The organism is Blautia sp. Marseille-P3201T (assembly GCF_900120295.1).
Taxonomy (GTDB): domain Bacteria; phylum Bacillota; class Clostridia; order Lachnospirales; family Lachnospiraceae; genus Blautia.
The window spans coordinates 394198-406511 of sequence record NZ_LT635468.1; the positions used below are offsets into that span (position 1 = coordinate 394198).

General features: G+C 35.5%; 11 protein-coding genes and 1 tRNA gene. All 12 read right to left on the minus strand.

What is annotated here, in order from left to right; all coding sequences use genetic code 11:
- Positions 1–16 precede the first annotated feature (16 nt).
- Positions 17–1489 (minus strand): sulfatase-like hydrolase/transferase, encoded by a 1473-nt coding sequence (locus BQ7352_RS04790; protein ID WP_072447397.1) that lies wholly within the window; start codon positions 1487–1489, stop codon positions 17–19.
- A 21-nt stretch (positions 1490–1510) separates the two neighbouring features.
- Positions 1511–2902 carry a sulfatase family protein gene (locus tag BQ7352_RS04795; protein ID WP_072447399.1) on the minus strand — a complete coding sequence of 464 codons (1392 nt, stop codon included), beginning with the start codon at positions 2900–2902 and terminating at the stop codon, positions 1511–1513.
- 48 nt (positions 2903–2950) lie between these two features.
- Positions 2951–3898 (minus strand): sugar kinase, encoded by a 948-nt coding sequence (locus BQ7352_RS04800; protein WP_072447401.1) that lies wholly within the window; start codon positions 3896–3898, stop codon positions 2951–2953.
- 210 nt (positions 3899–4108) lie between these two features.
- On the minus strand, positions 4109–5527 hold the full coding sequence (locus BQ7352_RS04805) for an NAD-dependent succinate-semialdehyde dehydrogenase (RefSeq protein WP_072447403.1): 1419 nt from the start codon (positions 5525–5527) through the stop codon (positions 4109–4111).
- A gap of 151 nt (positions 5528–5678) precedes the next feature.
- Positions 5679–5972 carry a hypothetical protein gene (locus tag BQ7352_RS04810; protein WP_072447405.1) on the minus strand — a complete coding sequence of 98 codons (294 nt, stop codon included), beginning with the start codon at positions 5970–5972 and terminating at the stop codon, positions 5679–5681.
- A 50-nt stretch (positions 5973–6022) separates the two neighbouring features.
- Positions 6023–7474, minus strand: a complete 1452-nt coding sequence (locus BQ7352_RS04815; RefSeq protein ID WP_024853381.1) for an IS5 family transposase — start codon at positions 7472–7474, stop codon at positions 6023–6025.
- Positions 7475–7606: 132 nt separating this feature from the next.
- Positions 7607–7882 (minus strand): hypothetical protein, encoded by a 276-nt coding sequence (locus BQ7352_RS14505; protein WP_072447407.1) that lies wholly within the window; start codon positions 7880–7882, stop codon positions 7607–7609.
- A 10-nt stretch (positions 7883–7892) separates the two neighbouring features.
- A complete protein-coding gene (locus tag BQ7352_RS04825) occupies positions 7893–8891 on the minus strand; it encodes a DUF6017 domain-containing protein (protein WP_072447410.1) in 999 nt (332 codons plus the stop codon).
- Between the two features lie 90 nt (positions 8892–8981).
- Positions 8982–9884, minus strand: a complete 903-nt coding sequence (locus BQ7352_RS04830) for a ParB/RepB/Spo0J family partition protein (RefSeq protein ID WP_072447412.1) — start codon at positions 9882–9884, stop codon at positions 8982–8984.
- Positions 9874–10659: a ParA family protein gene (locus BQ7352_RS04835; protein ID WP_009263538.1), complete on the minus strand. Its 786-nt coding sequence runs from the start codon at positions 10657–10659 to the stop codon at positions 9874–9876. The genes BQ7352_RS04830 and BQ7352_RS04835 overlap by 11 nt, the downstream gene beginning before the upstream one ends.
- 15 nt (positions 10660–10674) lie before the next feature.
- Positions 10675–11550, minus strand: coding sequence for a ParB/RepB/Spo0J family partition protein (locus BQ7352_RS04840; protein ID WP_072447414.1), 876 nt, complete (start codon positions 11548–11550; stop codon positions 10675–10677).
- A 406-nt stretch (positions 11551–11956) separates the two neighbouring features.
- Positions 11957–12028, minus strand: a tRNA-Arg gene (locus BQ7352_RS04850).
- Positions 12029–12314: the final 286 nt, after the last annotated feature.

The following is a 12314-nucleotide window of genomic DNA, read 5'->3' on the forward strand; positions in this document are numbered from 1 at the left end:
TTATGTGCTATTTTATTCATTTACTATAATCTAATTTTAATTTTGGATATTCTGGTTTTCCAACCGTTCCTGCTTCTGGAAGCTTTTCTAGTATTTCTAGTAAATAATCATCTGTTTCTTCCATATGTTTAAATACTTTTTTTCTTAATTCCTCTTTAATCCCCTGATAATAAAAATCATCAGAAAGATTTTTCATTTCATATGGATCGTTTTGCAAATCGTATAATTCATCAATATCCTGTGGAATAAAACTATATTTATAACGTCCTTTTTTTATCATTCGAATTTCAAAACTATGACCATTATATTTATAATAGTTGCTGTAGATTTCCTGTTCTTCCGATTCACTTATTTGTTTTTTACATATTTTATCTAAGCTTGTTCCATTCTCACAGGAAGTTCCTGCGAAATCAAAAAAAGTCTGTGCAATATCAAGTGTATTACAATAAGTATCACATTTAGTTCCATTCTCGCAGTTATTCAAATCTTTGCAAAATAATAAAGGCGTACGAATAACATCTTCGTAGCAATACGCATGCTTATCAAATTTTCCATGATTTCCCAACATTTCTCCATGATCTGATGTAAAAATCACTCTTGTTGGTCTTCCCCCTGAACATTCCTTTGCTTTTTCTAATATCTGTCCTATAAAATAGTCCATCATCGTAATAGAACCATAATATGCACGAATTGTTTTTTTCCACTCTTTTTCATCAAAATATTCTGTATCAATACTTGGCCACCATTTTCTCGTCTGATACCATGGTTTATTTAAGAAATTATCATTTATACTTTCTGGCAACGGAATATCTACATCGTCATACATACTATAAAATGGCTCTGGATTAGAATTTGGAAAATGTGGACCTACTAATGAGGCTGTCAGACACCACGGCTCATTTTTATTTTTTTCAAGATAATCTAAAGCTTTTTGTATAACTTTATATTCATATCTTTCTTCAATAGAATCTAATTTTTTATAAAATGGTAAATATTCATCATCTGAAACTTTTGATTTTCTTAAATCCTCATCTGCTTTTAATTGTCCTCTCTCTGTAACTGGTGGCTGTGGAATTCTTGTTTCATGTTTTACTCTGTCACTTTCAATCCTGCAAATATCAAACTCAACTCCCTTGTCTGTTGACTGCCAATCTAACCCAAGATGCCACTTTCCAAAATATCCAACTCTTCTCCCAGTATCCTTCATTGCATCTAACCAAGTAAATGCTGAATTTGGAAGATATTCCTGTCTTGAACCTCCCACATCACAATTATCTATAACACCACTTTGATGTGGATACAATCCCGTCATAATACTTCCTCTTGCTGGTGTACATAATGGACAAACCGTATAGCTATTTGTAAAATCAACGCTATACTGTGCAAGGTTGTCCAAATTAGGAGTTTTCACTATCTTATTTCCATGGAATCCAACACAATCAGCTCTCCACTGATCTGTAAATATAAATAAAATATTGTCTTTTTGCATAATAATTCCATCCTTCCTCTTTTATATTTCTGGAGTTCCAATATTCCATGGGGTATCATATCCTGGTGTTGCTTCATAAATACTATCTACCAAATATCTGTAATGTTGTAATTTAATACTTTCATACTCTTTATCATTCCACAAATTATTTCGTTCTAAAGGATCCTTATTCAAATCATACATTTCACCATATGGCCGATTCACATAATGAATTGTCTTTATACCATCTGAAATAATTCCACGAATTTCCCCTGCTTCCATATAAATATATGGTCTCTTTTTAATTTCTTTTGTTTTATCCCAATAACCTACATACGAATAATTTGACATATGTGAATCTAATTTTGTCTCAGAAATCTCCATACAGGTTGCAGCAACATCGATATTTAAAACATCATCCTTTATATGAACTCCTTCAAAATCTTTTATAGGTGGTTTCACAAATAAAGGTACCCTCATTAATGATTCTTCTAGACATTGTAGCTTTTCAACAAGCCCATAATCTCCCATAAAATCGCCATGATCCGATGTATAAATAATTACCGTATCATCATAAGCATTATACTTTTTCAAAACTTCTAAAACTTCTCCAATTTTTTCATCTATGAGTGTAATATTGGCATAATAAGACCGCTTTGTTTTTAAAAATTGTTCTTTTGTATAATCTTTTAAATAAATCTGAGAATACATTCCCATATTTCTAAATTGAGGGCCCTTTTGTTCTAAATCTTCATATGTACTCTCCGAAAATTCCATATCATTTAGTTCATACATATCTGCATATTTTGTACCTTCTAAATCATAAGGATGATGTGGTCCCGGAAAAGATAACGTAAAAAACCATGGTTGCTTATTTTCTGTATCTGACAAGCGATTTTCCATCCACTCCTTACCTTTGTCTCCAATAAAATTATCAATATGATATTTTATATCTCCCTTCCAAGTTCCCCCGCTAATTAGATTTTTTTCATATAAACTATCTGGTTCAATTCCATTTTCTTTTAAATAATCAAGATAAACGCCTAACTGTTCTTTAGGTGCCGTTGGAAAATGACCATCCACTATCATTTCATAGTCATAGCCTTTATCTATTGTTGATTCTGCAAAATGTTGTTTACCTACAACAGCTGTATAATATCCATTTTCTTTTAATCGTTTCATAAATGTTTTTTCTGTGTCAGGTAAATAACTAATATATGCAGGTACCTGACACTGACTAGGAAACTTCCCCGTCATTATACCTGCTCTAGATGGTACACATGATGGATTTGAACATCTTCCATTCTCAAAAAATACACTGTTTTCTATTAATTTATCCAAATTTGGTGTAATTACTTTTGGATTTACACACCCCATAGTGTCATATCGTTGCTGGTCTGTCATTATAAAAATAATATTAGGTCTTTTTTTCATATTCTCTTTCCTTTCCGACAAATAGATATATGCAACTAATCATCATTTCTATCTAAAAACTTCCTTTTTCTCCTTAAGACAATTTTCCATCTTTTCAATATCCGGTTGATTTTCAACATCACCTACTACTTCTGTGACCATTGCTCCTGCAATTCCTCCCATTTTGCCACAGATTTCTAAATTACAATTTGATAATATTCCACTTAGAAAACCCGCATTAAATGCATCACCTGCTCCAATGCTTTCTACGCATTTACAAGGATATGGTGGAATAAAATAATATTCTTTTTTGTGATATATATAGGCACCATTTCCACCATCTTTTATTGCAACAATAACATTGGGATTATTTTGTTGTAATATAGAAATCATATCCTCTTTTCTAGAAACACCTAAAAGACACTGTCCTTCCTCTACCCCCATTTCAACAATATCCGATTCAAATAATATCTGTTTAAAAAAAGGCGCATAATCCTGGTTCTTCCAAAGTTTTTTTCGAATATTTGGATCAAAGCTAACTAGAACATTCTTTTTTCGAGCAAATTCTATTGACTTAATAATGGTATCTTTACAACTTTGTGAAAGAACTGGTGTAATTCCTGTTATATGGAATATTTTACAATTTTCAAAATAAGATTCTTCTATATCATTTGGCTTCATATGACTTGCTGCAGACCCTTTTCGATAATAAAATACCTTCGTGGCATCTGTTTCCATTTGTTTAACCATAAGCCCTGTAGGATGTTCTTCATCCCAAATAACCTTAGAACAGTCTACTCCCTCTGATTGAATTTCTCGCAAAATCAACTCTCCAAACTCATCTTTCCCAAGTCTACTAATCCATCCCGCAGTATGTCCTAATTTTCTTACTCCCATAGCAACATTACTTTCTGCTCCAGCAATACGAATATTTAAATTACGCTTATAGCGTAACATTCCCACATCTTCTGGTACCATTGCTACCATTGTTTCACCTATTGTAATTAATTCTGGCATTTTTACCTTCACCAACCTTCTATATTATTGCATATATGATATCATACATGTTATTTGTGTGCCAATATCTAAAATTCATATATTTTATAATCTATTTTTAGTAATTATTTCTTCCATTCCTTTTCATGAAAACATTAATACTTAAACTATAAAAGGAGATTATTGCACCATATTCATAATCTCCTTTTCAAAATATCATTTTTATTTACTTTACAACTTAATAGAAATTCTCTGCACTGTATAATACTCTTCTAAGCCAATTCTAGAGCAATCTTTTCCAATTCCACTTTGTTTACAACCACCATGTGGAAGCTGATATGCATAAAATGGTTCATTAACGCATACACTACCAGCATCAATTTCCTGCGATAACTTCATTGCCATCGATAAATCTTTTGTATATACATAAGCAGCAAGACCATACTCCGTATCATTTGCCATAGCCACAATATCTGCCTCATCATTAAATGAATATATTGGCATAATTGGACCAAAAATTTCTTCCTGATAAACACGCATTGTTTTGTCTACATTTACTAGAACTGTTGGCTCATAGAAGAAGCCTTCTCTTTCTGCTCTCTTGCCACCTCTATATATTTTAGCACCTTTACTTACAGCATCTTCTACTAAGCTTTCCATATTATGTAATGCTTTTTCATTTACAAGTGGACCAACAAGATGTTTTCCTTCATCATTTCCGGAACCAAGTTTAATCTCATCCATAAAACTGTTCACACCAGCCATAAACTCATCTAAAACACTTTCGTGAACAAAAATTCTATTTGGTGCAACACATACCTGTCCTGTATTTCCAAACTTTCCATCTGCAGTACATACACCTGCATTAAAAGCATCTGCATCTTTCATTACAATAACAGGAGCATTACCTCCTAATTCCAAAGAATAATTCTTAATAGACGTTGAACTTTGTTCTACTAATTTTTTTCCAGTTCCAGTTGATCCTATCATTGTTACCATGCTAGGAATCGTACTCTCATTCATAACTTTTGAGACAACGGCACCGCTACCTACTACAATATTCACAACTCCATCTGGAATTCCAGCTTTTTTAACTGCTTCACCGACAAGCATTGTTGCCAACGGCGTATCAGAAGAAGGTTTTATCACACATGTACAACCACTTGCTAAGATTGGTCCCAATTTGTATCCAACATTCAATAATGGGAAATTCCAAGCTAAATGGCATACTACAACTCCCAAAGGTTTTCTAATCAGCATATTTATATGTTGATTATCATAATCAGGTACTATCTCACCATTTAATCTTTTAACCTCTTCGTTATAATACTTTAAGCAATCTGGTAACATATCAAAATCATACGACGCAACATCTGCAGCTTTACCGGTTTCACTAATTAAACAAGATACTATTTTTTCTTTTTCTTCATCTAAAACATTAACTAACTTTTGAATATAAACTTCTCTTTCAGCAATGCTTTTTTTAGACCAGCTTTCAAACGCCTTTTGAGCACTCTCTAAAGCTTTTTGTGTTTGTTCTTCTGTTGCAGTTGGAATAACCTCAAGAACTTTTCCGGTAGTAGGATTAATTACCTCTAATGGCTTTCCATCTCCCTCTACAAGTTCTCCAGCAATTAATTGTTTAAACATATTTTTCCTCCCTATTAAAACCATCTTTTTGTGCTTGTATGATATCATTCGTGTTATATGTTTGCAATGTAACTTATACCTAATAATATTTTATTTTATTGTGCAATTTTAACATTTTTTATCAATACTTCTTGCAATCTCCATTAACTGCTCATAATACAAATCCATTTTCCTTATAATGATCAATGACATTTTCCTTCGATAACTTATAATATTCTGATGAAGTAGTTGTTGACTGAACGCCGGTTACTGTTGCTCCTTCATATGGCATTCCTGCTTTTATTCCAATTTGTGTCCAAATATCCTTATTAATAAAATCAGATCCTGACATTTCGACTAGCAGGTCCATCCCCACAACCTTTTCACATAAAACTGTTTTTCTTGAAATATAAGTACTATCTGGTAATGATCCTGGTACAAAAATGTCCTGAGCTACTATATTCACTAAATACGCACCTCCAAATTAATATCTTAGATATAATTAGTGTCTGCTGATTAAGCAGCTATCTGTAACTTCCAACTCTTACATCTGTTCCGGTCATGCCAGAATCGGAACAGATGCAAAAGAGCACAAAGTATTCGCCTCTGAATCCTGAACAGATTCGTCACGAATACAGATAATGCGATAGATGTCAACTGCGTTTCTTCCAGTTTTGTGGTAATGCAGCTCATACCATAACAGCGTTTGCTCAGGCTGAAGGTGCGCTCCACTTCGATTCTATCGGTATTATCCTGATACTCTTGTTTTTTATCAACTTTTGCTGTGGCGCTTGGTCTGCCCAGCTTTGGACCTGATAACCGGATCCCATGCTCTTTGCAATAACTCCTGTTTTCCCTGGTCCGGTATATCTGATCTGCCAGGACACGTTCTGGATAATAACCGGTACGCTCTTTGAAGCGTTCTATTGCTTCAATCAGGCAGGTGCTCTCGTTGTATGCCTCGAAAGATATTTTTTCGAGGCGCCCATAACCTTCGCTGTCAAGACTGAGATCAAATTTTGCGCCAAATTCAACAGGTGCTTTGACCTTCCCTCTGACAATCGGCCGAAGCCATGGCTGCGAAATGCTTACAATGCGATGCTCTACAGAATGGATTCTGTTATCATACATATACTGTTGCTGTTCATACAGCCTGATGATGGTAAGATATAGGCCGATATCCTTACCTGTCATGGCGTATCCATCACTCATGAACTGTTCCAGATAGCCAAGATCTCTTTTCACGTAGCCTAGCTGTCTGCGGAGTGCGCTGCGGATTTTCTTTGCCGTGTGCTTTCTGCTCTTGGCAAATGCAAGATACTCTTTTCTGGCACGTTTGCGGTATCTTCTTGGCAACTTAAGACCATAACATTTACAAAAACAGTAAATCATGTTTTCCAGCTTTTCTCTTGCTTCGTTCAAAAGCGAGATGTCCTGCGGATAACGTATGTTTGCAGGTGCGCAGGTTGCATCAAGTGTCAGAGTCCCTTTGTTTGTATCTTCTTTTGCAGTACCATCATCACCGGATTTTCCTACGGATGGAGGAGTATGGTCATCTTTGTCATCCTCCTTGTGAGCAAGAAGATACTCATTTACTTCCATCAGCATATCTGCTGAAATGCGTTTACGGAAAAGAACCAGTGTACTTGCATCAAACGGAGCTTCTTCCCGAAAACCGGGAAGCCCGATAAAGTATTGCAGATACGGATTCTCAGCGATCTGTTCCACAAGCTCACGGTCGGAAAATTGGAACTTGGTCTGGATGATCAGGGCTCCTAATGCCATGCGAAGAGGCTTGGCAACATTACCCGTATCACTTGGAAACAGCTTGGCATATTTTACTTCGAATTCATCCCATGGGATTCGGTCAGCCAGTCTGACCCAGCGGTTATCCGGATTCATGTGGAGTCCCATAGGTTGGTTGAAATCGAGGAATGAATGTTGTAACTTGTCGATCGGTTTGTACATTGTTTTAGCCCCTTTATACTTAAAATCTGTAAGAAAACTGCAAGAAAAACGATTTGTTTTTGTCAAAATCCTTGCAATCATTATACCAGAAAATGTGGCAAAAGTCAGTAAAATCAAGTGTTTTCAGTTTGCTCAGCAGACACTAAGTAAGTCGATTACAGTATCTATAAATTCTCCGGCAAATAAGATAAAGATCAGAACACCTCCCATACAAGCCAGAAAAGCTGCCTGTAGCCAGTCTTGATAACAGATTACTGTTCCAATGAACAACGCCATAATTCCCAATCCCAATATCTTTTTTGCGATTGCCACCATATGTACCAGCAGCTTCACTCCGGCACCTATGATCGAAATGATAAACCACAATGGAATCAATAACACTTTTCCTGCCACTTTTAAAATACCCATATCTGTCCTCCTATCTTGCCAGCCACGGCATATCATGATTTACTTCTGCCCGGTAATATCCACTTATCGTTGAAGGAGCATTGAACAATGCCGCAAGTAAATATTTCTTGATATTCTTGATTTTACTCGTATTTCCTTCCAGACAATGCAGCACATACTCCACATGGGAATAATCCAGCTTCATGAATTTTCCCCTTACCAAAGCTCCTGAATACCAGTTGCTTGCAATCAACACTTTCTCACTCTTACACATAACAGTCTCTACAATCAGATCCACAATTTCATCAATTTGATCTTTGTCATGAGGATGACTCACTAACAGAGACTCATAATCCAGATTTTCTTTGATCAAAGATTGATACGCCCGTAGCGTTTCCATCTCATCATCCTCGGATCCCATCACATCTGCAGATACGATATGATTCGATTTATTATTATTCTGATTAGTATTGTTAATATTAGTATTATTAGAGTTTGAATTGTAAACTTCTTGAAGTTTATTTTCGGGACTTCTTGAAGTTTGTTTTTGGGACTTCTTGAAGTTTGAATTGTAAACTTCTTCTGTCCCTTCTTTCTCTACAGAAGTTTGATTTGTAAACTTCACCATCTTTGATTTCTCTTTTTTCTCTTCCTCACATTCCTCCTGAACAAATGATTTTACATAGATGATCGTAACCTTTCCAAAGCCCTGCCTGCGCTTTTCAATTAATCCTATCCCTTTTTCATCATCCAGCTCCTGAAGAGATTTCACTGCTTTATTTCTGCCACAATTCAATAATTCCATGATATCTTCAATGGAAAAATAGATATATGCCCGATTTTCTTCATCAAACCACTGATTCTTAATGGATAAAGACATTCTGTCCAACATCAAACCGTATAAGATTTTCGCATCACTGGAAAGATCCTTGAAGCACTCATTGGTAAATAAAGCTTTGGGTATTCTGTAAAAACTAAACTGGTCTGCTTCTGTTCCATAAAAATATTTAAAATTTATTTTTTTGTCCATGTATCTTCCTCCCTTCCTTTCTCTCATAGAAGTCCTTTTTTTAAACTTCTGTATCTCTTTTTTCTTTGGGGTATCTTATTTTGACACCCCTTATTCCTGTTCTCTTTTCCATTGTTCCAGCAATGCCTCAATTACCTTTTCCATCTCCGTTTCCGAATAATCTTCCGGAAAATATTTTATGAGCTTCTTTCCTGATAACACTACTTTTCGTTCCGGTGCTTTTACTGCTATGCAGCTATTGAAAATCGAGATCATAAATCCCTGGTTCACAGGTCCTTCTTCCAACTGTTTTCTCAAAGCTGTAATCTGCTTTGGTTTGATAAATCCTGTATCTCGGATATACTCGTAGATCCATTTCTGCATTTCCTTATCAATGTAGGAAATATCAACGGCAATGGTAAAATTCAACTTCTTTGCATCTACCATATCCAATAATTCTGGAATCAATTCTGTAAGACGAATGTAACGCTGAACATTACGAGCACTTTCTCCTACTTGATTTCCAATTTCTTGATCTGTACGTAAATGTGTGCCATTTTGGCACGGATTATTTTTTGATGGTCTACCTGCTTGCCGTTTCATTGCTTCCATTTTCATCCTATACGCAAATGCTTTTTCACTCGGAAGTAATTCTTCTCGTTGGATATTGGCATCTACCATTGCAATTACGGCATCATCATCTGATAACTCTCTCACGATTGCAGGAATAGTCTCCAAACCTGCTAGAACTGTCGCGTGCATTCTTCGATGACCTGAGATCATCTCATATCCATCTTCCCCATCCGATCTCAACAAAACTGGTGTCAATACCCCGTTGACCTTTACACTCTCTACCAGATCAGCCATCTTTTCATCATCCAATACTTTAAAAGGATGGTCTTTAAACGCGTGGATTCTGTTGATTTCTATTTCCATTGCAGACTCTTCATTGACTACTCCCAGCAATTCATCAATGCTTGTCAATTTGATTTTTTGTCCACTTCTACTTTTCATTTTCCAAAACCTCCTGCGTCAGATTTTCATAAGCCATAGATACTTTTCCATTTGGACAATGACAATAAATACTTTTTCCTTCCGCACTTGCTTCAGCTACCTTAACTGATAGTGGAATGACATTTTCAAAGATAGAAATCTTAGATCCATAAGTTTCTCTCACTCTGGAAGCAATATCTTTGGCGTAATTAGTACGAAAATCCACCATTGTCAAAAGAATTCCCTGTATCGTCAATTTCCGGTTCAATCTCTTCTTTACCATAGAAATAGTCCTGATCAACTGTTGAAGTCCTTTAACCGGCAGATATGCAGCTTGTACAGGTATCAGAACCGTATCAGAAGCTACTAAAGCATTGATGGTCATCATGCCTAAACTCGGCATACAATCAATCAAAATATAATCGTATCGTGATCGCATCGTATCAATATATTCCTTCATGATCAGTTCTCTGCTCATTACATTACTCATGGTTACTTCCAAAGCAGATAACTCAATATTGGCCGGCAGGAGATCCACTTGTTCCTCATGATGTAAAATACCTTCTTCCTCAGCAATTTCCTCGTCATTGATAATATTCATCATAATAGTTGCAAGTGTAGTTCCAATATCATCCGGTTCTACATATCCAAGACTTGCAGTTAAACTTCCCTGTGGATCCGCATCGATCAATAACACTTTTTTTCCTTGTCTTGCCAATCCTACCCCAAGATTTAAAGTCGTTGTACTTTTTGCAACTCCGCCTTTCTGGTTTGCTACTGAAATTACTCTACACATACTGTTTTCCTCCATTTATTTCTCCCAATTTTCATTCTGCCAGATTTTCAACAATGCTATAATTTCTCGTTTCATCATGGCGGGTGTATATCTGCTTGGAAAATATTTGTGAAGCTGCTCATTTGTAAAAGCAACTCTCGTAATCTCACCTTTTTTTATCTCACTCATAATTTCCTGCATCTTCTCTAATGTAAGTTGTTTTTCTTTACTTAACTTTTTAATCCGTTGTGCCTGTGATAAAGATGGAACAGCCTGAGCATAATCCATAGCTTCCAACAATTGTTTTTGCTCTTCTTCCTTCAACGCTGAAATTTCAACTGCCGGATTAAAAGATATCAATTCATCATCCAATTTCTGTAAAAACTCCGGTATTAGTTTCGTTAATGAAATATACCGTTGTACCTGTTTCGGACTATCACCACATTCTTCGCTGATAATCTCCACTGTTCTCTTCTTTTTCGTTTTGTGGTCTATTTGGCCTTTTTTCCTGCCTGATTTTCTTTTCAGTACATCATTTTTCATTTTGTAAGCAAAAGCCTTTTCACTAAAACTGATTTTTTCTCTGTGCAGATTGGAATCTACCATATTCAAAATAGCTTCATCTTCATTCATTACACGAATTATTACCGGTACTTTTCGATACCCCAGTAACTCAGCAGCATGTCTTCTCCGGTGTCCCGCTATAATCTCGTAAACTCCATCTGGTACAGGTCTGACAATCAATGGAGTGAGAATTCCGTACTTCTCAATACTTTCTTTTAATAAATGCATCTCATTATCATCTTTCACTTGAAAAGGATGATTTTTAAAAGAACGGAGTCTTTCAATCTCAATTTCAATGATCTTCTCATCTTCATTCTTCTGGATAAATTCTTTCGTTACTTCCGTCATCATTTCCTCCTTCTTCGGTCAGACTAAAAAATGCTCGTCTGGATCCGATTATTCTTGAAATCAGTTCCAAACGAGCATCTCGTTTTCTATTAGCTACAGCTAATATATTCTCTATTGTTTCAGCTAATATATGTTTGCAAATTATATTCTGCAAAGGATTTTTCCTTTTATTTACTGTATTTTACATTCCTAAATCACTGGTGACAACAGATACTTCCCCAAATGTTAGCAATATCTCTGATACAGTCTGTTTGCAAAACGCTATTTTTTATTAGCTACCAGCTAACAATTATTTCATTGTATTAGCTGAAAATCATCCTCAAAGCAATAAAATCATGCATTTTTCTTATCAAAAAAGCGCCCCATTATTTGCATTTCTGCTAATAATCGAACGCTTTTGACTGGCCGTCTCGTATAGGAATCGAACCTATAATTTAGTCTTAGGAGGACCATGTTATATCCATTTAACTAACGAGACAAAATGCCATTTTCCCTTGAAAACACGCGGTTTTCCGGCTTTTTGGTAATGGCAACCTTTATTTAATTATCAGCTTTTTTCAAGCTGTTAATTACTATTATTTTTCATGTTGGTGACATCAAAGCACTCCCCTATTAGGGTAAAACCTTTATGTCAATTTTTACTCTTCTTAACTAGATTTGAACCCAAAAGTTTTTTCAGGAAGTGATAACCTTGGTTCCTCCTTAGGAGGACCCTGTTATATCCATTTAACTAACGAGACAAAATGCCATTTTTCATATAGTGA